The sequence below is a fragment of the Bacillus aquiflavi genome (genome assembly GCF_019915265.1).
Taxonomy (GTDB): Bacteria; Bacillota; Bacilli; order Bacillales; family Cytobacillaceae; genus Bacillus_BT; species Bacillus_BT aquiflavi.
The window spans coordinates 230,140-253,482 of record NZ_CP082780.1 but is presented as its reverse complement, the minus strand read 5'-3'; the positions used below and the strand labels follow the sequence as shown (position 1 = coordinate 253,482).

Sequence of the window (23,343 nt, the reverse complement as noted above, 5' to 3'; positions counted from 1 at the left end):
AACATATGATTAAAACAAAACGTGCGAACGTAAGCTTGCCGAAATATAGAACAAGTCCTCATACAGATCAATTATTAAAAGAAAATGAACGATTAATTGATGAATATAAAAAGAAAAAGAAAAAACTCCGCATATAACTAATTTTAACTGGATTAATGCCGTTTTAAAAGCAATCAGCATACGCTACATATATAAAAATTAATAAGAAATTGTTTGTAAAGTGGTGACATGATGAAAAAGAAGGTAAAAAAGGTAAAAAATGTGACATTCGCTAAATATAGCGAGTCTCCGCAAACAAAAAAAATAAAAGATAAATACAACAAAATGATTAATTCATTAGAAAAAAAGAGATATAACGTTTAAAATGACAACTACGTGACACGTTTCTCCCGCCTCTATTAAACACTTGAAGCGGGAGCGTATGCACGTTTTTATAACTTCCTCATTTCATTCGCAATAAACTCTACATCAGTACCGATAATGACTTGTAAATCTGTACTGCTTAGCTTCATGACTCCTCTAGCACCTAATTTTTTTAATTGTGCTTCATTAATATTTTCCATATTTTTTTCCTTCATTCGCAATCTCGTTACACAGTTATCAATATTCACTATGTTCTCTTTGCCGCCAAGTGCTTCAAGGTACCCAACTGCTAAGCGATTATACTTATTCTCCTTTTCGAGTGAAGTTGCAACCTCTTGATCTATTACGGCTTCCTCTTCATCATCTTCTCGGCCAGGCGTTTTTAAATCGAGCTTTTTAATTAAAAAGTAAAATAATAAGAAATAGATAACGCCATAAGCAACACCGATTGGGATCAGCAATAACGGCTTTGTAGCAATCCCTAAGTTTAATGCATAGTCTATCGCACTTCCAGAAAAGCCAAATCCGTCGCGAATTCCTAATACATAAGTTAAAGCCATAGAAGAACCCATTAACAATGCGTGAATGACATACAGGAGCGGAGATAGAAATAGAAAAGTAAACTCAATCGGTTCTGTTACTCCAGTTAAGAAAGATGTCAGTCCTAAACCGATTAACATCCCTGAAACAACTTTTCTTTTCTCCTTTTTAGCCGCTGCAATCATCGCTAAAGCAGCCGCTGGAAGTCCAAACATCATGATTGGGAAAAACCCAGTCATAAAAATACCCGCACTCGGGTCGCCGGCAAAAAACCGATTTAAATCCCCTGTCACACCATTAAACTCTCCGAAAACAAACCATACTAAAGTATTTAAGACGTGATGTAAACCTACAGGAATCAGCAAGCGATTTAAGAACCCATATACTCCTACTCCTGCGGCTCCAGCATTAACAATCCATTCTCCTATTGAATGGATAAAATCTTGAATCGGCGGCCAAATAACTCCGAAAATAAGTGCTAATATTAACATTGTAAATGAAGTAATAATCGGTACAAACCGCTTTCCGCCAAAAAATCCGAGCCAATCAGGTAATTTCACATTATGAAAACGATTATAAAGAAGACCAACAATAATACCAGTAATAATTCCACCTAATACGTTCATATTAATATCTTGATCAATTGCAGCTAAAGCATAGGTTAATACTAAATAGCCGACAGCACCAGAAAGAGCGGCTGCCCCGCTTCCGTCTTTTGAAAGACCAATGGCAATTCCGATCGCAAACAACAAGGCAAGATTTTCAAAAAGTGCATTTCCCGCCTCTGCCATCACTGGAATATTCAGCAAATCTTCTTGCCCTAAACGAAGTAATAGAGCAGCTGCAGGAAGAACTGCGATTGGCAACATAAGTGACTTTCCGATTCGTTGTAAAAAGCCTAACATTTGACTCCCCTCCTAAAATACTTTTTTATTTATTGAAAAAGCAAATTGCTTTTTTCAATCAGTTTTATGACATGCGCTGTCTTAATCTTTCGATGTGAAGCGAAATATAACCGAGCTCCTCGTTAGGAAGAATCAGTTCATAATGAAGTTTAAGGAGCTTTGCCACTTCTTGTGAACATTTAAACGCAAGCGGAAATTTTTTCTTAATCATTTCAAGCATTTCTTGATCCATCGTATGCAGTTCATAATGATGAACTCTCGTAATTACAAAGCGAAGATGAGTGATAAGCCGTTGATAAGAAATATCATCATCTTCGATCGTAATGTTTAAAAACTCCTTCATCGTTTGCACCATATCACTAATAATCGTTGTTTGGCGGACGGTCTCATGGAGATCGCCGCCTTGTATTTTTGCTGTATGAATGTGCAGCGCAATATATGCCGCTTCATCAATGGGCATAATGACATTAAGTCTTTCTTGAATAAGACGTATTGCCCACACGCCAATGTCATATTCTCTTTTATACAATGCTTTTATTTCTTGAAATAATTTATTTTGCAGTCGAACACCTTCTTTAACCCGTTCAATGGCAAACGATAAGTGGTCTGTCAATGCAACATAGACGTGCTCATTAAGCTTACTTCCAAGGTATTCCTCTGCATATGAAATAATGGCTTCTGAGATAGCAAAATGTTCTTCTGGGACTTGAAGAAGCAGTTTTTGAAATCTTTCATTCTCCTCCTTCATAACAAAAAGTTTTTCAATTTTTGAGACGTTTATTACATCATTTTTTCGTTTGTTGAAAGCGATTCCAGAACCGATTGCAATTTTCTCTTCCCCGTTGTCCATAAGGACGACAGCATTATTATTCAAGATTTTTTTAATTTTCACTTGAACTTCCACCTCGTTTTTTCCACCGCTTGTAACATTTAAGCTCCATTTTCTGTGACGGTCATAATGATCGTTTCTGTCGCTTTCGCTTCTGTTTCTTCAGTAAATTGATATTGCTTTTTTAAAGTATGGCTGTTTGTAATAATAATTGGCGTCATTATGCTTTTTGCATTTTCCTGAATATAATGTAAATCAAACGATATTAACGGTTGACCTACAACAACGTTATCACCTGGAGAAACGGTAACGGTAAAGCCTTCTCCTTTTAAAGCGACTGTTTCAAGACCAATATGAATTAAAATCTCTAAGCCATTTTTATCTAAAATACCGACTGCATGCTTCGTTGGAGCAACTTGAATAATTTCCCCCTCGACTGGAGAGAGAACATGGCCATCTGACGGGAGGATTGCAATTCCTTCTCCCATCATTTTTTCACTAAATACTGGGTCAGGGACTTTTTCTAACGGAATAATTTCTCCATTTAATGGTGCCATTATTTCCTGGACTTTATTTATACTTTTCCGAAATAATTTCCTAATCATTTTCGAACACTCCTTTTTCTTTGTAAACGAAAAAAAGCATGGGGGTACGTTCAAAGGGGTGATCAGTCCTTTGTTCTGCACCACCATGCCTGATCGAATCAGTAACATGTGATCAATATGAGATTTCCCCTTTATTTTAACATTATGCTGAAGAGTTAGGCAATATGTAAGCGCTAACAAAAAGTGAAAGCTTTTCAACAATTCAGCTCAGGGACACTGCTATTTCTTTTTCACTGTTTCTATAATACTAGTGCTTATTTCCCGCCAAAGATGGGATTCTTTTTGATAGGAGGAGACTAGATGTTTAATCATTTCCTGTTGCTTTTCTTTAAAATTTAATGCGTCCTTATTTGGCAATTTTGCTTGCTCTTCTGACACGAGTTTTTGGATAGAAGCTGCTCTTGGACCCCATACAGCCCATTCATTTCCTTGTTCATCAATAAATATAAAAATTGGAATTGAACGCGACGTTCCATTCGTTAAATATTGATCCATCAGTTCTAAATGGTCATCACGCAATAAAAAGCGCACATCAATATGAGCAGTCGCAGCGATGTTTAGCAAGATCGGGATATTCAACATTGCATCTCCACACCAATCCATCGTCAGCACGATGGCTTTAAGCTTATGCTGTTGCAGCATTTCAGCCTGTTGCTGTTCTTCCTCCGTCAATTCAAACTCATTTAAAATATAGAGCGTTTCTTCCTTATACACGTTCATACTATGTAAATATTCATCAAATGTCAGTCCTTTTTGAAACCAATGTAATAATTCCATCATCATCACCTCATAGTTTAATAGATATCTATTATAAATTATAGCTATAAAGAAGTGATAGGAAAATAAACTTTACAGGTTTCATGAGCGTTTAAATTAGCTTCCCGATTTATTTCGCTGCGAAGCTCATGCAATGCCTTGATCAATCATCTTTTCATATATTTTTTCAAAAATAATTTGAATAATAGTTATACGAACTCTCCTTATTTAAGCAGAAAAGCTGGTCCTAAAAGGTCGAAACCATTGTTCTTTTATCCTTCCCCTTAGAATCTAGCCAAAATAAAGGTATTAATCATTAATTTTTCATAGCTTTTTTAGTATCATCAATATCCAAATCTACATCTGGAAACTTTTCTTTTCATTCTTCTAAAACATTAATTAATTACTTACTTTGAAGATTTTCTGAAATACCTTCAAATACTTCACTCATCCAATACAAACTATCTGCATCACAATTTCTAAATAACTTATAGTCTTTTCTTCACCTTAAGATAATAGTTGTATTATTTTATTCCAATATTTTCCGATTCCATAATCATCATTCATATTTAATGTTTTTCTTTCATTTAAAACAGTCTCCATTTTTTCCTTTAAACCCATTAAAATATTTCGCCTTATATATTTATTTTGGATTGCATACTAGCATGAAGAGATAGTTCTTATTTTTTCATTGGATTTGATTACTCTACTACTTATTTCTTCAATCGTAACTTTTTTATGTCAAACATTATTAACAAAAAAACCCCCAACTATAGAAGGGAGGATTTCGATTAATGAACCAAGTTTGGTTTCCTTCTTAAACTGTTACTTTTTTGATGGATAATACATTAGTTTACATACCTTCCGTAATCAGGCTTGGCTATTTCATCAAAATGTTTAACCAATTTTTCTAAACTCTCTGTTAGTAATTCACCAGACATTGGTAATCCATGTCCAGTAAGAGCAACAGTTGGTTTTTGTGCCTCTAACTTCATAACAGATTCCTTCGCAGCCTTCCAATCTGTAGTCAAATATCTTGGAGGACCACTGATTTCTTGTTTTTGTGTTAAAACTTTATATAGATACTCTTGCTTTACAGTTACAAAAGCATCTCCTACTATTAACGCCCTGTCATTTTCCCTAAACAAGGAAACATGACCTGGGGTATGTCCGGGAGTATGAATCCATTTGAATCCTGTCATATGTGGTACAGATCCGTCAGAAGGTAATGGTATAACGCTCTTTCCTAAATTAATTGGTTCATTAGGAAACATTGGCGACATTTTTGCAACCATGCCTCCCTCAACAGTTGGATCTGGTTCTGGATAGCTTTTTTGCCCTACTAAGAAAGGCATTTCTAACTCATGTGCGTAAACAGGAACTTCCCAATGTTTCACTAACTCAATTACAGCTCCAACATGATCAAAATGTCCGTGAGTTAAAATAATTGCCTTAGGACGACTGTTTGTGCCAAATCGACTTTCAATAACCGAGATAATTTGCTCTGCTGAATTAGGCATTCCTGCATCAACCAAAACAAATTCTTTTGTTTTTAGATTGCCAATCAAGTGAATATTTACTATCTGTACTGTATAGCTGAAAAGGTCTGGTAATACCTCTACCCCCGTACCACTCCCAATAGAAGTTGCGGGGATGTACTTATAATCACTTCCGTAATTCATTTGTTCGTCCACACATATGTCCTCCTTAAAAATTAAATTCGTATTTAGAGTTCCCCATAATTTCTTTATTTAATGACTAATAAAAAGCTTGATCAGCACATTCTATTAAAACAAAAAGATGATTATAAAAAATAAAGAAAAAAAACCTAAAAATCAGGGTGAATAGTAAAATGAAAGAAAATCATATCAATTGTAGGAAATTTATAAAAAATCGACCTTTTGATAAAACAATCAAGACTTTCCAACCTACAGTTAACATAATAAAAAAAGCCAACCGAAAACGTTAGAGGAGAACAAAGTGGCTGTTTGCTATTTTTAATTCTTCATGAGTGTTTGTGGTTTCACTTGTTTTTCGTTCACTTTAAAATATTCATAAATGTCACACCAGAATTCTAATCATTTAAGAATTTATCATGTTGGTTTTCCCATTTGTTTTTTCTTTTGTCATCATTGTTCTTCCCTTTCCTTTTTAAAATATTAAAAAAAAAGTACAAACCTTGTGTGTTACAAAGTTGGTACTGTTCTATATTTAGCCCCGCTGGCTTTCTTACTAACATCCCCAACACCCCCAGACACTTTCCCACCACGACTATCTCCAAACGCTTCCTTACTCGCTTGGTGGATTCGATTGTACAAGTTATCCATGACGTTGTATGGAATGTTGTTTACCGTGCCTGTAGCTATAGCGGAAGTTAATCCTTTATTAATCGGTATTGGTGGGGGGATCTTATTTACAACATTTCCTACTTTTCCAACATGACCGAGTTTTGCTGCATTTCCAAGCTGACCTGCTCTACTTAATCCTTTATCTCCGATTACGCCAATTCCGCTTGTTGTTAAACCATAGGAGAAGAATTCAGCGCGGCTGTGGGCCTCATAAAGAGAAGGTGGAGTTTCGGGATTTTGGCAATGATCTAAAATTCTTTTGAAAGTAGCTAGTATCCGCCAGTCACTTTAAAGAAAACGATCAAAATATAAAAGCAGGTGGAGAAAAATGATGTTTTGTTTTTCTCCACCTGCTTTATTTTAGGGGCTTATTGGTCAAGTCCCTCTCTCGAATAGACATTTTTTACTTTAACTAGTTAATTTATCCATTAAATTAAGTATCTTTTTAATTCTTTTTTACCGGCTGGAAAAATTTTACAGATCTGTCCTTCATATTTACTACCATCTATATTTTCTGTCCATCCGCAAGTATCACATTCTAATAGTAGTCTCTTCGATTCATCTAAATATTTAATAAAAATATACCTATTCAACTAAAGATTGTTTCACCAAACGGAGAGATTTTATTAGATGATTATTGTCCATATATAAAAAAGCGAAAAGCACTACCATGGCTTTCTATTATTAAAACATAGATTCAAAAGCCTTAAGTTGTAGAATTCGCATTTTAACAAGTATTTACCGGATAGAACCAAAGAGTTTCTGTTAGTAGAGAATTTAATCACATTCGGCGTAAAACGTTTGGATAAGTCTCGAATTTTGGTTAAAAAGCTCACTACAGATTGTCGATAAAGCAGTTCTGAGTGAGCTATTTTTAACCACTTTATAATTTATACAGAAGGAAGCAATTTGAGATAATAACAAGCCTTGTCAAAGTTATTTTTAGGCGATTTTTGGACTTTACCAAATCCAATTAGGCATTTTCTTTAAATATATAGCAACAAAAGTAAGTATCGCCTGCATCGTTTAGTATTTAATTAAATACAAAACGATGCAGCCTTTTCTGAAAATGTCATTAGTATTATCCTTATTTTGAATCATTTCTATACTTAAAGTCACGTATTTATAGTTTATAAACAGGATCAATCTTATTTCCAGAAATATTATCAAAAAAAACAATTTTGCCATTTTCAGCTACTATTTGCAAATCACTTCCTACTGGTAAAAGGTATATTCCAAGAATTGCCGGTTCGATATTTGCAACTGTATTAAAATTACACACTGTGAGATTATCTGGGTTATTAATAAAATCGTCATCATCAATATCAGAAAAAAACCTCCAGCCGTTATCTATATCATCTATGGGTTTTTTCCTTAATAACCATTTTAGCTTACCCTTTCCATTTAAAATGTTTTTTTAAACAATGCATCCTCCTGAGTTTTTAATAAACTCAACTTGTTCTTTTTTTTTCATATTTCTCCATCCTTTTAAGTAAATCTTTTCTATAAGGGAACTTCTCTGCATAGTCAAAAGGTGAACAATCAGAATCATCTTTGCTTATTATATCTAGATTTGGTTGTGAAAACCATAAATCATATAATTTGCTCAACTCTTCATCTGATTTATTCATTCTTATTATATAATCTAATGTTACTTGTCCTTTGCTGTCCTTTTCATTAATATTAACACCTTTTTGAATGAATCTATAACATAATTTGTACGTTTCCTCTATATTATTTTTAATTTGTCCTAATAAAACATGCATAACTGTCTCGTTTTCTTTATTTTTACATAAAACATTTACATCTTTATCAAGTAAAAAATTACTGATTTTGTATCGAGAATCTAAATCTATATTTGATAATGAATAAAAAATCAAACTTTTCCCATCATATAATTTTTTTTCATCACCGTCTTGAAAAGAATCCATAAAATCTTCCGTATTTTTTAATTTTGCAATTAAGTCAATTTTCATAATTTTACTCCTTAAATTATTCTATTTTATGACTTCTATTAGTACTAGGTAATTCTGGACGATAGTTTTCTGAGTCATTATACCAATCTCGAAATTCTTTTGGTGTTAAGTCTCCATCTAAGTATCTTTTATGCATATTAGAATATTTATGCTCTGGAAGATGTCCCATATCCCAGACATTCTTTCTTGGTTGACCTGGTTCCCACTCAATTATTTTTTCTTGGAAAAGCGGATCCCTTACTAATCCATCAGGACCTTTTGCATTATCAAAAGTAGTTTCGGGTACGCCTTTTCTAAATGAAGGTCTGCTTTTAGGATTTAAATAAGGTCTATTGTCAATTACCTCTGTAATTGCCCCTTTACCTGATACCTTTACACTTCCATCTTTATTTATGGTCTTTTTAGCACCCTTACCAGCTTCATTCACACTCACTGACACTTTCCCATCACGACTGTCTCCAACGCTTCCTTACTCGCTTGGTGGATTCGATTTACGTTTTATGGAATCGTATTAACTTTGCCTGTAGCTAAAGCGGGAGTGTATAAGATCAATATGATAGACGTAATTTTGTGAGATGTTTCCTCTCTATCGTGTTTTCGCTTGGTGACATCTTCATTCAAATGTAGAGTTAGATCTTTTCTTTACTTGAATGATGAGAAAATAAATACCTAGTTTTTTACTTACAATCTTGTGAAAATGCACACGTCGTTTTTAGAGGGCGATAAATATTGGCTATTACCTAAAACAAAAATACCTCAAGAGGACTTTAGCCTATCAAGGTATTTATTCAATCTAATTGTACAGTAATATTATTGTTCATTATACAAATTGATTAACTCACATTTAAAATCTTCATAACTTCGATAAACTAGTATTTTACTCTTTCCCTTGAATCTATAAATAATCTTGAATAAACACCCCAAGGACTACCAGTTAGAATAAAATGTATGAAATAATGAGCTAGTTTACAGGTAACTATGTTCATTTTCTCTATAATACTTTTAAAAAATGGAAACGATAAATAATCTAGTAGCTTTGTGTCCTCTCCAACAACCACTCTTTTGCTTCCTTATCAAACAACATAACGGGCTTTATAGAGGTACCTATATTAATTGACTTAAATATTGCATTTTCTAGATTTTTTATTTTTGAAAAAGTTACATCATAGAAAATTGTTTCATTAAAATAAGCTTGATAAAAATCTACATCAAAAAAGAGTGTACCATTAAAAACCGTCTTATATAAATTCGAAGCTACAAAGCTACTTTCCTCAAGCCTACTATAAGAAAAGTCGCTCTCCTTTAATTCTGTTTTGGAAAAATTAACATTAGAAATATTACATGCTGAAAAATTTGTATAGTCAGCCTCTGCTTTAACAAAAGAACTACTTATAATTTTAGAATTAGAAAAGTTAGAGGAAAAAAGCTTAGCTCCATAAAAATCTATTTCCAAAATATCACTTTTAGAAATATCACATTCTGTCAAAACAGACTCAGAAAGATTTAATTTATTAAATTTTACATTCGATAAATCTTTCTCATCTAGAACAAGTCGCTTTCCTTTCAAACCTTTACTGTCAACAAATTTATGGTGATTATTAATTTCAATTTCATAATTACTCATAAACATATTCATCCTCTCAGTCTTATGGGTAAAATATGATTCTATTAATCCAGCCCTTTTCTTTAAGTGCGTTAATTAGTTCACTAGTGTGCTCGGGGGTCAAATTAGTTGTATTTATAATTACATCATGTTCTCTATCAAGTTCTTTTTGAATATTCTTTAATGCACTATTTACAGTAAAAGCACCCTTTTTTGGTGAAGTATGACCATTTGGATATGATTCAAAACTTTTAACATCATATTTTTTACCTGTTACTTTATCTATAAATTCAGCACCACCTTGAGGTGTTTTTTCTCGAATAATATGTCCTAAATTGCCTCTCTTTTCTAATGCCAATCCAATATCTCTTTCTAATTCTGATCCTTTAGTTATGTTTCCTCCATGTGCAGGATCTCTTGCTAAATCATCAAGTTCCTTCTGTGTTCTTTTGATAACTCCAGTGACTTTATTACTGGTTTCACCCACACCCCTAGACACTTTCCCATCACGACTATCTCCAAACGCTTCCTTACTCGCTTGGTGGATTCGATTGTACAAGTCATCCATGACGTTGTATGGAATCGTATTAACTTTGCCTGTTGCAAAAGCGGGAGTTAAGCCTTTATTAATCGGTATCGGTGGCGGAATCTTATTTACAACATTTCCCACTTTTCCAACATGACCGAGTTTTGCTGCATTTCCAAGCTGACCTGCTCTACTTAATCCTTTATCTCCGATTACGCCAATCCCAATTGTTGTTAAACCATAGGAGAAGAATTCAGCGCGGCTGTGGGCATCTCCGTTGATGACATCTCGATTCCAGGCGTTTTTCATCCCTTCCCACATATATTTTGGGAAATTGATTACTTTATCCTTCATTTCCCCTAGCTTTTTCTTCGGGTCATGGATGAGTTGATAAGCGAAGATTGCTTTTTCGATATAATTGATATGACCTGGTTGTAAATTTTTCTCGGCAAATTTGTATAGAGATACGAGACCGTCTATCGTGTCACCAAGCGCTTTTCCCGCTCCATCGATGACACCTTCAAATGCACGATCAACGGGTGAAGTAATGGCACCATCCCTTATTTCTTCGGGGATTGCTGGAACAACTTCATAATGAACTTTACCAGATCTGTCGGCTTCCATCACAATCAAGCCGTCTGCATATACGTGATATTTGATACTGTTGTCGTTTCCATATGGATCTCTTTCGACCGTATTGATTGGCTCAAGTCCGACCTTTTTCACCAAGCTACCTAAAAGCTTGCTGTAAGCCTCGCTTGTCATCATTTTTGATACGCTGTCATGAGAAATTGGTAATTGACTGCTTTGAGTCATCGTTTCTATTTCTTTCATAAAGCTGGCCATCATTAGTAAGTCATCTAAAATCCGGTCAAGTAAACGAGTTGCTTGCTCATCAAAGGAATGGAGGTTTTCGATCGTCATTCGATTATGTTGTCGTGCTTGACTGATATGGGAGATTGTTTCATCAGCTTGGATAGGTGGCAAGCTGACGATATCTTGTACACTATGTATTGCATTGTTGATTTCACTCGTTATTGATGTAACTCGTCTCTCAAGACGATCTAATCCATTTGCGACATCATTTTCTAAAAAACTTTCGTGAATAAAGCCATCTTCTGCCGGCTCAAACGATTGAAGCAAATATTTAATTTCTTCTAAAATTGTATCATAATCAGTAATGAATGCTTGATGGAATAAGAGAAATGGCTTATGTACGTTTTGAAAAAAAGCACGAATCGCTTCGCCGCCTTTCCCTTTAAGTGAATCTTCTAGTTGGATAATTCCTTCAACAGCACGTTCAATTTCACTCACTTGTTCATAGGTGGTTTTCAATGTTTGTTGAAGGGCTTCAATGCCGGTATAAATCTCATGGGCATGTAAGATTTTCATAATTCTTCTCCCTTTTAATAATAATCAATATTTGTAAATGAAATCAGTCAGAATCCCCAATGCTTCTGACTGTTATTTTTACTAAATTAGGGTCGTCTAGGTGTCCCAGTCGCATATGGTTTCACGAGGTGATTTTACAATGAGCAAGAAAAAAAAAAAGTATCCATTGTACATCGGTGAAGAGTATTACGGCAGTATTCCTATCGAGGAAGCTTTTCATAAAGCTTTAGCACCGTATTTCAACACCGAAAAATCAACAGAAGATCCTAAAGAAAAAATGAATTCTTGATCTTATGGCTTTTTTTTGAAGGACAAGCTTGATCGAAATATTTCATTCCTTATTAATGCTTTAACTTACATATTAATAAGCTTAAGATGTGACACTTCCTTAGGAACACCGTATATCTCAGCAACTTCGTTAATGGTAACACTAGTATCTTTGTATTCATAAACTACTTCATCAGGGGTTAGCAACTCTACAGCAAAAGCATTAGCTTCTGCTTCAATTTTCTCAGTTGAATAAAATGTGTTTTTCTTTAAAAATGGAGTATTTGCATCGTGGTGTAATATCGCATGGCCAAGTTCGTGAGCGCAAACAAATTTCTGCAATGAATCGCTAATTGAATTGTTGATATGAATAAAGTGAATCCTTTTGTAACTGTTGTAGTATCCCAAAACATCTCCCAAAACTTCATAAAACTTTCTAGCTTAGCAACCAAAAGTTGTTTTAAAAAAAAACATACCATGTTGTTTTTAAGACCTTCCTTCTTTGCCCTTAAAATATAACTATATCTTTACATCATACTTTAATTCAATTCTCTTCAATAAAGTATCTTTATTGCCATTGCCGAAACTATTATTAATTCTTTCTGTTAATTCTTGACCATATTCTTCTCTAATATTGTTATCCCACTGTAACATACATTTATTTACACAATCTTGTTGTTTTTCAGAACATCGTACAACCAGTGGATATATCCAGTCTTTATTATCACAATCAACACATATAAAATACTCTGGATTATTTGCATCACGAGCTACAAATAGGTTATCTATATTACCAATATTTTCCGATTCATATGATTTTAATAATTTTTCTCTATCATAATCAATCTTCATTATTGTCGAAATATCATCCATAATTTCTAATAAATACTCATTTGTAAAATACATTTCATATTGTCTCATGTATGTTCCATCCTACTTAGTATATTTAACTACTACATTAACATTTGGGAACATTTGCTCAAATTGTTTGATAACATCAGAACAACTTGCACAAGGTGCTCTTTCTGTAATTAAGTAAACATTTCCTGTAATGCTTGTATCAACCGTTTTTGCATTATATCCTAATTGAGGTGCTATATCCTCAAGCATTTTAGCTTCTGTATGAATTAATTTTGAAGCATTATTAACAGAATTATTGTTTATTCACATAAATTTCCCTAAATGAACATACGCTTCTACTTTCATCTTATTTATTATTTATGGATATACTTACATTTTACAATTTACGAATAATTACATCACATTTATCTTCTTTAGAGACTTGTAATACAATATTTCAATGAAGGTTTTTCCATCACCTGTAGCAAAGTAATTTGCAAGACTTGTAACTTTAGAACTAATATTATCTCCCCATGGTGGTTTTTGTGAAACATCTTCAATATCCCATACCACCATTTCAGGCTCTATTTTCTCTAATTTACTTTCTATGTCTTGAACTTCTTCTCATGCTTTGTCTACATCATGCCAACTAAGCTTGTCATTGTATAAATTTTTGAGCAAATAGGGATATTCCGTTCCCCATCCTTTCGGCTCTAAATGATACGAAATTGTTGAGAAAAAAGAATGTACAAAGTCTCCGCTACCTAATTCATAAAAGAAACAATCAACCATCAATCCAACTGTCATACCTTTCACCTCTTACTGTTTAAAAATAATTTCTGCAATTCCGTTTGTCTTAGAATCTATAATTAACAGTACTTTATTTAGGAATTAAACAGTCTTAACTTGTAAAAAATCCATCCCAGTTAAACCATTGTTTTCAACAGCCTTTTTAAATTCATCTGAAACAAACAATGGAATATTATAATTAGGAGGTAACTTAAAAATATTTACCCCTTGAAGTTTCTTTTCTAGCAAGGTATGCCTATTAATAATATGTATAGATCCTTTTTTTTTTGTATTTACAGTAAAATAATCAGAGTCTTCAAGAGATAAGGCATCGACTACATTCAATATATTAACAACATGATAATTTATGAGTTCTTCCTTAGTTGTTTTTTCAAAAATTTTAACCTTATATAATTCAAGCTTATTAGTAAATTTTAAAATAACGTTTTTTAATCTTTCTGAAACAACTAACCAACCTTTGTCATTTGCTAACATATCTGTAGGCTCATTTCCCTCATGACTATCATAAAAAAAATCAAATCTAGAATCCCAAGAATTGAATGGTTCTCCGATAATTAACTTATTTTGTTCTATACCATAGTCATTTTCATAGTGGCAAATTATATCATTTTCTTTAGAAGTATTTGTCATCACCTTGTAATAGTTCATTACTGTTCCCTCACTTTGGATTATTCCAATATTCTTTATAAAGCATTTCTGGATTATTTCTAATTTCAGTTTTAATTCCTTCATATAACTCTAAAAAGAGTTCCTTATTCCCTTGGGCAATCTCATCGAATTGTTTCATATTATCCAAGATGTATTCATGATATGCATTAGGATGACGACCTTGATGTGGCAACAATTCTTTGTTCCACTCATAATCCAAATCGAGACCATATTTTGAGGCTATTTCCTCCATTTGAGGAGTGTATGTTTTTTTTTTATTAGTTGCATAATGATGAACCTGATTAGGTTTTGTTTTTACAGAGGGTACATTATTACCCCTGCTAGCTCCCTGGGAAACTTCTCCCACACCCACAGACACTTTCCCACCACGACTGTCTCCAAACGCTTCCTTACTCGCTTGGTGGATTCGATTGTACAAGTCATCCATCACGTTGTATGGAATCGTATTAACTTTGCCTGTAACAAAAGCGGGAGTTAATCCTTTAGTAATCGGTATCGGTGGCGGGATCTTATTTGCAACATTTCCTACTTTTCCAACATTACCGAGTTTTGCCGCATTTCCAAACTGACCTGCTCTACTTAATCCTTTATCTCCAATTACACCAATTCCGATTGTTGTTAAACCATAGGAGAAGAATTCAGCGCGGCTGTGGGCATCTTCATAAATTATAGGGGAAAAATTAAAAAAATCTACAATATAGGAATTCAGAATCTAACAATAGAACAATTTCTAGATAATATCTTATCTAAATAGCTTATTTCTACATTATCTTTAGTCAATATAGTAATTAAATCCCCTTCAATTATTCGAAACTCCAACAAAGTTGAACTATTATCAAATTCACTAAAATTATTCTCTAAAGATGGTTTGTATTCATCATTTTTCATATTCGTAATTCCAAAACTCATATCCCATACAGTTCTACACTTCTTTAGGACATGCATAAGCTTTTCAAAAGTGATTTCTATTCCATGATTATTTTGAACCATTTTATTTAAATTTAATACTTCCTCACTAAACATCCCTTTTTCTTCTGCAAATTGTTCTTGATCATTTGGTATAGCATCAATTACGCTTAAATAACAATAAGAATTAGGATTATTTTTTTCTATTTCTTTAAGAACTTGAACTAAAAATTCTGCATTATTATTACCGTCTTTATACTCTAATTCAATCCTTTTCAAAACATCAACTCCTATTTTTTAAATGGTGGATTTGTATCATTCCTGTGATTAATTTTCTTTCCTAATGGAAATTCTTCACTAAAGATATATTCATGCCAATGTGGAGCACTATGTGAATCTGGCCTTCCATGATCGGTATAATCTATCCATCCTTTTTGTCTACCGTATTCATCATAAAATTTTGTTTGTTTTTAATTTCCCAATGGGTCATATTTATCTAAAGAAGTGGTTCCTGGAGAAACCCTATCAGGTAATCTATAGTTATTGTAATAGTTATCAGGTATAAATGTTTCGGTTTCAACAGGAATATCTTTATTAGCTTCACTAGTTTTCTTAGTGTTTCCACCCACAGACACTTTCCCACCACGACTGTCTCCAAACGCTTCCTTACTCGCTTGGTGGATTCGATTGTACAAGTCATCCATCACGTTGTATGGAATCGTATTAACTTTGCCTGTAACAAAAGCGGGAGTTAATCCTTTAGTAATCGGTATCGGTGGCGGGATCTTATTTGCAACATTTCCTACTTTTCCAACATGACCGAGTTTTGCCGCATTTCCAAACTGACCTGCTCTACTTAATCCTTTATCTCCAATTACACCAATTCCGATTGTTGTTAAACCATAGGAGAAGAATTCAGCGCGGCTATGGGCATCACCGTTGATGACATCTCGATTCCAGGCGTTTTTCATCCCTTCCCACATATATTTTGGGAAATTGATTACTTTATCCTTCATTTCCCCTAGCTTTTTCTTTGGGTCATGGATGAGTTGATAAGCGAAGATTGCTTTTTCAATATAATTGATATGACCCGGTTGTAAATTTCCCTCGGCAAACTTGTATAGAGATACGAGACCGTCTATCGTGTCACCAAGAGCTTTTCCTGCTCCATCGATGACACCTTCAAATGCACGATCAACGGGTGAAGTAATGGCACCATCCCTTATTTCTTCGGGGATTGCTGGAACAACTTCATAATGAATTTTGCCAGATCGATCGGCTTCCATTACAATCAAGCCGTCTGCATATACATGATATTTGATACTGTTATCGTTTCCATATGCATCTCTTTCGACCGTATTGATTGGCTCAAGTCCGACCTTTTTCACCAAGCTACCTAAAAGCTTGCGGTAAGCCTCGCTTGTCATCATTTTTGATACGCTGTTATGAGAAATTGGCAATTGACCGCTTTGAGTCATCGCTTCTATTTCTTTCATAAAGCTGGTCATCATTAGTAAGTCATCTAAAATCTGGTCAAGTAAACGAGTTGCTTGCTCATCAAAGGAATGGAGGTTTTCGATCGTCATTCGATTATGTTGTCGTGCTTGATTGATATGGGAGATTGTTTCATCAGCATGGATAGGTGGCAAGCTGACGATATCTTGTACACTATGTATTGCATTGTTGATTTCACTCGTTATTGATGTAACTCGTCTCTCAAAACGATCTAATCCATTCGCGACATCATTTTCTAAAAAACTTTCGTGAATAAAGCCATCTTCTGCTGGTTCAAACGCTTGAAGCAAATATTTAATTTCTGCTAAAATTGTATCATAATCGGTAATGAATGCTTGAAGATATAAGAGGAGAGGCTTATGTACGTATTGAAAAAAGCACGAATCGCTTCGCCGCCTTTTCCTTTAAGTGAATCTTCTAGTTGAATAATTCCTTCAACAGCATGTTCAATTTCACTCACTTGTTCATAGGTGGTTTTCAATGTTTGTTGAATGACTTCAATGCCGGTATAAATCTCCCGGGCATGTAAAATTTTCATGGCTTCACCCACTTTTAATAGAAAATTTATCTATAGAATTATTTTTTATACATGTATATTAATAGTAAATGTATATCCTATTATTTTCAAGGGGTTTTTAGCCTTTTTAACTTTCACCATGACGATAATCCATTTTGTTTTATTTACCAAAATAACAAAACTGTTAGGAAGAAAATCCTAACAGCTTTGTTATTTTATCGTTTATTCATTTCTTGAATTAATAGCTTGTTAACCATTGGCGGGTTTGCTTGTCCTTTTGTCGCTTTCATAACTTGGCCGACAAGGAAACCGAGTGCTCGGTCTTTTCCGTTTTTGAAGTCTTCGATTGATTGTTCGTTTGCATCTAACACTTCCGTAACGTATTTCAGTAAGGCGCCTTCATCAGATATTTGCACAAGACCTTTTTCTTTTACGATCTTTTCTGGATCGCCGCCTTTTTCAATTAACTCTTTAAACACTTTTTTAGCGATTTTAGATGAAATTGTTCCTTTTTCAATGAGCTTAATCATGCCCGCTAATCCTTCTGGAGTTAAGGCAATTTCATTTAGTTCCTTTTGCTTTGCGTTTAAATAGGCAGATACTTCACCCATTAACCAGTTAGATGCTTGCTTCGCATCTGCTCCTGCTTCGACAGTTGCTTCAAAGAAATCGGACATTTCTTTCGTTAATGTTAACACCATTGCATCGTATGAAGGTAAACCGAGAACTTCGATGTAACGTTTTTTCCGCTCATCTGGAAGCTCTGGAATTTCTGCACGAATGCGCTCTTTCCACTCATCCTCAATATGAAGGGCAACGAGATCTGGTTCTGGGAAGTAGCGATAGTCATCCGACCCTTCCTTCACACGCATTAAAATTGTTGTATTCGTTGTTTCATCAAAAAGGCGTGTTTCCTGTTCAATTACACCGCCTGAAAGCAATACTTTTTCTTGACGCTTTTCTTCATACTCTAATCCTTTACGGACATAGTTAAATGAGTTTAAGTTTTTCAGCTCTGTCTTTGTTCCAAATTCCTCTTGACCGATTGGGCGAAGGGAAATGTTTGCATCGCAGCGAAGTGAACCTTCCTCCATTTTACAATCAGATACACCCGTATATTGAATAATTGACTTTAATTTTTCTAAATAAGCATATGCTTCTTCAGGTGTACGAATATCTGGTTCAGAGACAATTTCAATTAAAGGTGTTCCTTGGCGATTAAAGTCGACAAGTGAATAGCCGTCAGCATGGTTCAATTTCCCTGCATCTTCTTCAAGATGAACACGAGTTATGCCGATTTTTTTCTTTTTGCCATCTACTTCAATTTCAATCCAGCCATGCTCGCCAATCGGTTGATCAAATTGAGAAATTTGATAGGCTTTTGGATTATCAGGATAAAAATAATTTTTTCGATCAAATTTCGTATTCGTTGCAATATGGCAATTTAGTGCCATTGCTGCTTTCATTCCATATTCTACTGCTTTTTTATTTAAAACAGGCAATACTCCTGGATAACCGAGATCAATTACACTCGTATTGGTGTTCGGTTCAGCACCGAAGTGATTCGGGCTGGCGGAGAAAATTTTTGAATCTGTCTTTAATTCAACATGTACTTCAAGGCCAATGACCGTTTCAAAATTCATCTTATCTCACCCCTTACAGCTCTGGTTTTTGTTTATGGTAATCAGTTGCTTGTTCGAATGCATGTGCAACTCGATATACTGTGCTTTCATCAAAATGCTTTCCGATAATTTGTAACCCTAGCGGCAGTCCATTTGCAAATCCGCATGGAACGGAAATTCCCGGTACACCTGCAAGGTTAACAGGAATCGTTAAAATATCATTTTCATACATTTCAATCGGATCGTCCATGTTTTCACCGATTTTAAATGCGGTTGACGGTGTTGTCGGTCCAACAATGACATCGTAGTTTTCAAAAACTTTTTCAAAATCATTTTTAATAAGTGTACGCACTTGTTGTGACTTTTTATAATAAGCATCGTAGTAACCGGAACTTAATGCAAAAGTTCCGAGCATAATACGGCGTTTTACTTCTTCTCCAAATCCTTCAGCACGTGTGTTTTTATATAAATCAGATAAATTTTTAGCATTTGGTGTCCGATAGCCGTAACGTATACCATCGAAACGGGCTAAGTTTGCAGATGCCTCTGATGAAGCAAGTATATAATAAGAAGAAAGCGCATATTTTGAATGTGGCAAAGATACTTCTTCCCAAGTTGCCCCTAGCTTCTCTAATACTTTTAATGCGTCGAGGACAGATTGTCGCGCTTCTTCACTTACGCCTTCACCGAGGTATTCTTTCGGAACAGCGATTTTTAACCCTTTTACATCACCAGTTAATGCGTCAACGAAGTTAGGCACTTCTAAATTGGCTGAAGTTGAATCGTGCGGGTCTAGACCTGCAATCGCTTGTAATAAATAGGCATTATCTTCTACATTACGTGTAATCGGTCCGATTTGATCGAGTGATGAAGCGAATGCAACAAGACCGTTGCGGGAAACACGACCGTAAGTAGGCTTTAAACCAACAACCCCGCAAAATGCTGCTGGCTGGCGAATTGAACCGCCTGTGTCAGAACCAAGAGAAAACAAAACTTCACCAGAGGCTACCGCGGCAGCCGATCCCCCTGAAGATCCTCCTGGAACAGCAGTAGAGTCCCATGGATTCCGCGTAATTTTAAAATATGAATTCTCAGTTGAAGAACCCATTGCGAACTCATCCATGTTCATTTTCCCGATCGTTACTGTTTGAGCGTTATGTAGATGATTCATCACCGTTGCATCATAAATAGGTGAGAAATTTTCTAGCATTTTACTTCCGCAAGTAGTTCGTAAATCTTTCGTCACGATATTATCTTTAATACCAATAGGCATCCCAAACAATACGTTCGTTTGCTCGTCTTTCCCAAGGCTTTCATCAAGCTTCTTCGCCGTTTCACGAGCATTCTCTTCATCTAATGTGATAAAGGCTTGTACTTTTTCTTCCACTTCATGAATTCGCTTGTACGATTCGTTCACAAGGTCAGTAACAGTAATTTCTTTTTTATTTAAAAGTTCATGGAGATCTTTTACTTTATGATCAAATAAACTCATCTCTCCTAACCCCTCCTTACTCTAAAATGGACGGCACTCGAACTTGCCCGTCTTGATGGTCAGGTGCATTTTTCAATACTTCTTCTAGCGACAACCCTTTTTGCGGCACATCTTCACGCATAACATTTTTCATGTATAAAACGTGAGTCGTTGGCTCTACATTGTCTGTATTTATTTCATTCAGTTCTTCTGCAAAGGAAATAATGCCGTCTAATTGTTTCGTGAACTTTTCAGCTTCTTCGTCAGTTATCGCAAGCCTTGCCAAATGAGCAACATGCTTCACTTGATCAATTGTTATTCTTGACATATTTGTCACCTCCAAAATGTTCGAACAATCACACAATAATATTGATAATACCAAACTTTTGCGCATTAAAGCAATATCTCATTTATATCTAGTTCTCATTGATTATTTTATCACGAAACTGTCCCTTCCGCAGTTTTTTTCTTACATTACTTCAAAGCGCTTTCACTCACCTTACAGAATTTTTACATAGGATCAAAAATAAAAAATACTATGTTAAACATAGTAATATGTGTTAAGATGTAATTAAGGAGTGGATTGTGATGACAAGAGTGCCGATGATTAGCAGTGATCTTATTCGCGGACATATTGATACGATCATTCTTAAAGTTTTATTGGAGGGTGATAACTACGGATACGAAATTATTATAAAAATTGATGAAAAAAGTGGAGGGAAATTTGAATTAAAAGAGCCTTCGCTTTATACAAGTTTAAAAAGACTTGAGAAACAGAAACTGATTTCGGCTTATTGGGGAAGCGAGAGCCAAGGTGGCAGAAGAAAATATTATCAAATTACTCCAGCTGGGAAAAAAACATATGAAAAAGCGGTCGATGACTGGATAAAAGCAAAAGAAGTGATTGATCACTTAATCTTAAAATGAGGTGATTTTAATGGATGAGCTACAGCTTTATATAGAGTCTTTATTTAAAAAATATAAAAATGAGCCTAAAATTATTGAGTTAAAAGAAGAAATATTAGGTAATCTCGAGGATAAAGTAGAACATTTAAAAGCCCAAGGGCTCACTGAAAAAGCAGCAATTGAGGAGGCGAAGAAAAGTATTACAACAATTGACCCTTTCATTGACAGCCATGTGCCTATTAAAATGAGTGAATATCAATTTAAAGCTTTTCAACTTGCCTATTTAAACATCATTATCGTCTGGATTTTAACAATCCCATATACGATTTTGAGCGTAGGTGTCCTGCTCAATTACGCTCTTCTCGTTACTTGCTTTATTTTAGGCGCTCTGTATCTATACTTTGCCAAAAATAAAAACAAAGAAAAAATCGGACATATAAATATAAAGTCGATCCTGAAATTGAAAAAAACTGCATTATTATTATGCGGATTGTATATCGCAGTTCATTCTCTTTATTTATCAGCAATTTTATTCGGCAGCAACATTTGGTTTGCCAGAACAGTTCAGATTGATGGTCCATATCAACTTGCGGTCATTGTTGCCCAGTATACGCTTCCTTTGTTCTCAATAATCATTCCACTCACTTTACATGTCTGGATCAAATTAATACCAAATTACAAGGTGGAGAATGCTTATGAATAAAACAGGAAAATGGATCATTATTTTACTAGGATTGGGCGTTACGTTGTTTGTTTTTGTCCAATTTTACATGATTCCAAAACAAAATGCTGCAGATGAAAAATATATTTTACAACAACGCCGCCCGCTCACACATGATTTCGAATATATAATTGAATATAAACATCCGTATATGGGAGACGCATCAAATATTTCCAACTTGTTTAACCATTTACCACTAAACGAAGTGAAAAAAGACTTTGAATTGGATTCAGATCATTTTGCAATCATCGTCAATTATCATCAAAAAGTAACACAATTGGATTTACACATTTTCCAACAATCTATCCTTTATAATTCGATCGCCGCTTTTGCCTTAATTGGAAATCTCGAAAAGATTGAATATCGATTTGAAGATAAATCATTTGTTGTCCAAAAACAGAATGTAACAAAGCGATATGGAGATTTAAGCCAGCTCATTAAAAACAAAGAGGCTTGGAATGAAAAGGTTCGTAACCCGCTGAAGGATGAAAAGTACGTAACGGAAAGCTTCTTATTTATATTAGAAAAATAATATGAAACTTAATGATTGCTTAGTCAATAACACATTTTTTCAAAGATAACCTTTGTTATAAAAATTTTTTCTTTGTAAAAATCTTCTTTAACAATGAAGGTTTCTTTTTTTTCTCTGTTTGCTTTTCCTCTTGCTGCTCAAGATAAATATGTTCTTTATCAATGGCATAATCATAAGCAAGAACTAGTCCAATCTCAGAATTGTATTCTTTATTTGTCACCATCGTATACCTAATACCATACCGATTTGCCACATGAATGTACTTTGATAAATCAGCATAGTTCATATGTCCATTTAAATAAAGGTGTGCTTTTGGATGCTGCTTCATTAACATTTCAACCTCGGGATAAACCTTTTTTTTCTCTCACTTGGCTTTGTTTTAAAGCAACGATGACTCTTTCTCGAAGTGTCCCTAAAAACTTCCGCCTTTCATCGGGCTTTATTTCCTTTTGACCATAAATGCCTTTTTGCAAATAATCATCCACAGTTGGTTTTACCAACGTAAACACCTCCCATGCCTACTATTATATTTACTATGTTAAATTGATGGAAAAAGTGCTTATTCATTTAAAATAGGGTCGGCTATCGCTGCAACTAATAAACAATAATATTATTTTTGTAGAATACTGCTTCAATATCCTATTATAACAACTTTTGACTCGACAAAACTTTACAAATAATATTTTAGTAGTAAAATAAAATAAAGTTACACCAAATGGGCATT

The 23,343-nt window shown here is 34.5% G+C and carries 31 protein-coding genes and 1 pseudogene; 7 read left to right on the top strand and 25 right to left on the bottom strand.

The features are described from left to right. Positions 1 to 5 precede the first annotated feature (5 nt). Positions 6 to 137: a type II toxin-antitoxin system SpoIISB family antitoxin gene (locus tag K6959_RS01290; protein ID WP_223088267.1), complete on the top strand. Its 132-nt coding sequence runs from the start codon at positions 6 to 8 to the stop codon at positions 135 to 137. Positions 138 to 431: 294 nt separating this feature from the next. On the opposite strand, the gene nagE is transcribed toward K6959_RS01290, so the two are convergent. From nagE to K6959_RS01255, 6 genes are all read right to left on the bottom strand, one after another. Next, on the bottom strand, positions 432 to 1,808 hold the full coding sequence (gene nagE / locus K6959_RS01285; protein WP_223087422.1) for an N-acetylglucosamine-specific PTS transporter subunit IIBC: 1,377 nt from the start codon (positions 1,806 to 1,808) through the stop codon (positions 432 to 434). Positions 1,809 to 1,872: 64 nt separating this feature from the next. Beyond that, entirely contained in the window at positions 1,873 to 2,700 is an 828-nt protein-coding gene (locus K6959_RS01280; RefSeq protein ID WP_163243088.1) for a PRD domain-containing protein, read from the bottom strand. 38 nt (positions 2,701 to 2,738) lie between these two features. After that, on the bottom strand, positions 2,739 to 3,242 hold the full coding sequence (locus K6959_RS01275) for a PTS sugar transporter subunit IIA (protein WP_163243087.1): 504 nt from the start codon (positions 3,240 to 3,242) through the stop codon (positions 2,739 to 2,741). A gap of 219 nt (positions 3,243 to 3,461) precedes the next feature. Continuing rightward, entirely contained in the window at positions 3,462 to 4,019 is a 558-nt protein-coding gene (locus K6959_RS01270; protein WP_163243086.1) for a thioredoxin family protein, read from the bottom strand. An 827-nt stretch (positions 4,020 to 4,846) separates the two neighbouring features. After that, entirely contained in the window at positions 4,847 to 5,692 is an 846-nt protein-coding gene (locus tag K6959_RS01260) for an MBL fold metallo-hydrolase (RefSeq protein ID WP_223087421.1), read from the bottom strand. Between the two features lie 380 nt (positions 5,693 to 6,072). Then, on the bottom strand, positions 6,073 to 6,237 hold the full coding sequence (locus K6959_RS01255; protein WP_223087419.1) for a hypothetical protein: 165 nt from the start codon (positions 6,235 to 6,237) through the stop codon (positions 6,073 to 6,075). A gap of 71 nt (positions 6,238 to 6,308) precedes the next feature. On the opposite strand from K6959_RS01255, the gene K6959_RS18615 reads away from it, so the two are divergent. Further along, complete coding sequence (locus K6959_RS18615; RefSeq protein WP_258561196.1) at positions 6,309 to 6,440, top strand: hypothetical protein; 132 nt, start codon at positions 6,309 to 6,311, stop codon at positions 6,438 to 6,440. Positions 6,441 to 7,469: 1,029 nt separating this feature from the next. Here K6959_RS18615 and K6959_RS01250 read toward each other — a convergent pair. The 5 genes from K6959_RS01250 to K6959_RS01230 all read right to left on the bottom strand — a co-directional run bounded on the left by K6959_RS01250 (position 7,470) and on the right by K6959_RS01230 (position 11,843). Next, complete coding sequence (locus tag K6959_RS01250) at positions 7,470 to 7,700, bottom strand: immunity protein Imm33 domain-containing protein (protein ID WP_262421950.1); 231 nt, start codon at positions 7,698 to 7,700, stop codon at positions 7,470 to 7,472. A gap of 97 nt (positions 7,701 to 7,797) precedes the next feature. Beyond that, positions 7,798 to 8,322 (bottom strand): ankyrin repeat domain-containing protein, encoded by a 525-nt coding sequence (locus K6959_RS01245; RefSeq protein ID WP_223087418.1) that lies wholly within the window; start codon positions 8,320 to 8,322, stop codon positions 7,798 to 7,800. Positions 8,323 to 8,338: 16 nt separating this feature from the next. Then, a complete protein-coding gene (locus tag K6959_RS01240) occupies positions 8,339 to 8,755 on the bottom strand; it encodes an HNH/ENDO VII family nuclease (protein WP_262421847.1) in 417 nt (138 codons plus the stop codon). Between the two features lie 594 nt (positions 8,756 to 9,349). Next, positions 9,350 to 9,946 carry a pentapeptide repeat-containing protein gene (locus K6959_RS01235; RefSeq protein ID WP_163243082.1) on the bottom strand — a complete coding sequence of 199 codons (597 nt, stop codon included), beginning with the start codon at positions 9,944 to 9,946 and terminating at the stop codon, positions 9,350 to 9,352. A 22-nt stretch (positions 9,947 to 9,968) separates the two neighbouring features. Beyond that, a complete protein-coding gene (locus K6959_RS01230) occupies positions 9,969 to 11,843 on the bottom strand; it encodes a ribonuclease YeeF family protein (protein WP_223087417.1) in 1,875 nt (624 codons plus the stop codon). Positions 11,844 to 11,982: 139 nt separating this feature from the next. Here K6959_RS01230 and K6959_RS01225 point away from each other — a divergent pair, with 139 nt between their 5' ends. Beyond that, the gene (locus tag K6959_RS01225) at positions 11,983 to 12,132 is read left to right on the top strand and encodes a hypothetical protein (RefSeq protein ID WP_163243515.1); all 150 of its coding nucleotides are present in this window, start codon (positions 11,983 to 11,985) and stop codon (positions 12,130 to 12,132) included. A 65-nt stretch (positions 12,133 to 12,197) separates the two neighbouring features. Here the strand turns inward: K6959_RS01225 and K6959_RS01220 are convergent, their stop codons facing one another. The 6 genes and pseudogenes from K6959_RS01220 to K6959_RS01195 all read right to left on the bottom strand — a co-directional run bounded on the left by K6959_RS01220 (position 12,198) and on the right by K6959_RS01195 (position 14,781). After that, the gene (locus K6959_RS01220) at positions 12,198 to 12,518 is read right to left on the bottom strand and encodes an ImmA/IrrE family metallo-endopeptidase (protein ID WP_316252512.1); all 321 of its coding nucleotides are present in this window, start codon (positions 12,516 to 12,518) and stop codon (positions 12,198 to 12,200) included. Between the two features lie 111 nt (positions 12,519 to 12,629). Beyond that, the gene (locus K6959_RS01215) at positions 12,630 to 13,031 is read right to left on the bottom strand and encodes a hypothetical protein (RefSeq protein ID WP_163243517.1); all 402 of its coding nucleotides are present in this window, start codon (positions 13,029 to 13,031) and stop codon (positions 12,630 to 12,632) included. A 12-nt stretch (positions 13,032 to 13,043) separates the two neighbouring features. Next, positions 13,044 to 13,220, bottom strand: coding sequence for a deaminase domain-containing protein (locus K6959_RS19750; RefSeq protein WP_163243518.1), 177 nt, complete (start codon positions 13,218 to 13,220; stop codon positions 13,044 to 13,046). 144 nt (positions 13,221 to 13,364) lie between these two features. Further along, positions 13,365 to 13,742: pseudogene (locus K6959_RS01205) on the bottom strand (immunity 70 family protein). 99 nt (positions 13,743 to 13,841) lie between these two features. Beyond that, entirely contained in the window at positions 13,842 to 14,408 is a 567-nt protein-coding gene (locus K6959_RS01200) for an imm11 family protein (RefSeq protein ID WP_223087413.1), read from the bottom strand. A 10-nt stretch (positions 14,409 to 14,418) separates the two neighbouring features. Then, positions 14,419 to 14,781 (bottom strand): AHH domain-containing protein, encoded by a 363-nt coding sequence (locus K6959_RS01195; protein ID WP_223087412.1) that lies wholly within the window; start codon positions 14,779 to 14,781, stop codon positions 14,419 to 14,421. A gap of 58 nt (positions 14,782 to 14,839) precedes the next feature. Between K6959_RS01195 and K6959_RS01190 the strand changes: the two genes are divergently transcribed. Beyond that, positions 14,840 to 14,998 carry a hypothetical protein gene (locus tag K6959_RS01190; RefSeq protein ID WP_163243520.1) on the top strand — a complete coding sequence of 53 codons (159 nt, stop codon included), beginning with the start codon at positions 14,840 to 14,842 and terminating at the stop codon, positions 14,996 to 14,998. 136 nt (positions 14,999 to 15,134) lie between these two features. Here K6959_RS01190 and K6959_RS01185 read toward each other — a convergent pair whose 3' ends face one another. The 6 genes from K6959_RS01185 to gatC form a co-directional block, all read right to left on the bottom strand. Beyond that, positions 15,135 to 15,614: a hypothetical protein gene (locus K6959_RS01185; protein ID WP_163243521.1), complete on the bottom strand. Its 480-nt coding sequence runs from the start codon at positions 15,612 to 15,614 to the stop codon at positions 15,135 to 15,137. 191 nt (positions 15,615 to 15,805) lie between these two features. Next, positions 15,806 to 17,179, bottom strand: coding sequence for an LXG domain-containing protein (locus K6959_RS01180; RefSeq protein ID WP_262421949.1), 1,374 nt, complete (start codon positions 17,177 to 17,179; stop codon positions 15,806 to 15,808). Beyond that, positions 17,155 to 17,388 carry a T7SS effector LXG polymorphic toxin gene (locus tag K6959_RS01175; protein WP_223087410.1) on the bottom strand — a complete coding sequence of 78 codons (234 nt, stop codon included), beginning with the start codon at positions 17,386 to 17,388 and terminating at the stop codon, positions 17,155 to 17,157. Before K6959_RS01175 ends, K6959_RS01180 begins: the two co-directional genes overlap by 25 nt. 194 nt (positions 17,389 to 17,582) lie before the next feature. After that, entirely contained in the window at positions 17,583 to 19,010 is a 1,428-nt protein-coding gene (gatB, locus tag K6959_RS01170) for an Asp-tRNA(Asn)/Glu-tRNA(Gln) amidotransferase subunit GatB (RefSeq protein WP_223087408.1), read from the bottom strand. A 13-nt stretch (positions 19,011 to 19,023) separates the two neighbouring features. Continuing rightward, a complete protein-coding gene (gene gatA, locus K6959_RS01165; RefSeq protein ID WP_223087406.1) occupies positions 19,024 to 20,481 on the bottom strand; it encodes an Asp-tRNA(Asn)/Glu-tRNA(Gln) amidotransferase subunit GatA in 1,458 nt (485 codons plus the stop codon). 16 nt (positions 20,482 to 20,497) lie between these two features. Continuing rightward, positions 20,498 to 20,788, bottom strand: a complete 291-nt coding sequence (gatC, locus tag K6959_RS01160) for an Asp-tRNA(Asn)/Glu-tRNA(Gln) amidotransferase subunit GatC (protein WP_223087405.1) — start codon at positions 20,786 to 20,788, stop codon at positions 20,498 to 20,500. Positions 20,789 to 21,048: 260 nt separating this feature from the next. Between gatC and K6959_RS01155 the strand changes: the two genes are divergently transcribed. From K6959_RS01155 to K6959_RS01145, 3 genes are read left to right on the top strand one after another with little or no spacing between them, the layout of a single operon-like run. Then, entirely contained in the window at positions 21,049 to 21,387 is a 339-nt protein-coding gene (locus K6959_RS01155) for a PadR family transcriptional regulator (RefSeq protein WP_223087403.1), read from the top strand. A 10-nt stretch (positions 21,388 to 21,397) separates the two neighbouring features. Further along, complete coding sequence (locus K6959_RS01150; protein ID WP_163242979.1) at positions 21,398 to 22,069, top strand: permease prefix domain 1-containing protein; 672 nt, start codon at positions 21,398 to 21,400, stop codon at positions 22,067 to 22,069. Then, on the top strand, positions 22,062 to 22,619 hold the full coding sequence (locus tag K6959_RS01145) for a DUF4825 domain-containing protein (RefSeq protein WP_163242978.1): 558 nt from the start codon (positions 22,062 to 22,064) through the stop codon (positions 22,617 to 22,619). The genes K6959_RS01150 and K6959_RS01145 overlap by 8 nt, the downstream gene beginning before the upstream one ends. A 55-nt stretch (positions 22,620 to 22,674) precedes the next feature. On the opposite strand, the gene K6959_RS19495 is transcribed toward K6959_RS01145, so the two are convergent. Then, the gene (locus K6959_RS19495) at positions 22,675 to 22,953 is read right to left on the bottom strand and encodes a DUF1694 domain-containing protein (RefSeq protein ID WP_316252511.1); all 279 of its coding nucleotides are present in this window, start codon (positions 22,951 to 22,953) and stop codon (positions 22,675 to 22,677) included. Between the two features lies 1 nt (position 22,954). After that, complete coding sequence (locus tag K6959_RS19490) at positions 22,955 to 23,119, bottom strand: DUF1694 domain-containing protein (RefSeq protein ID WP_316252510.1); 165 nt, start codon at positions 23,117 to 23,119, stop codon at positions 22,955 to 22,957. Positions 23,120 to 23,343 lie beyond the last annotated feature (224 nt).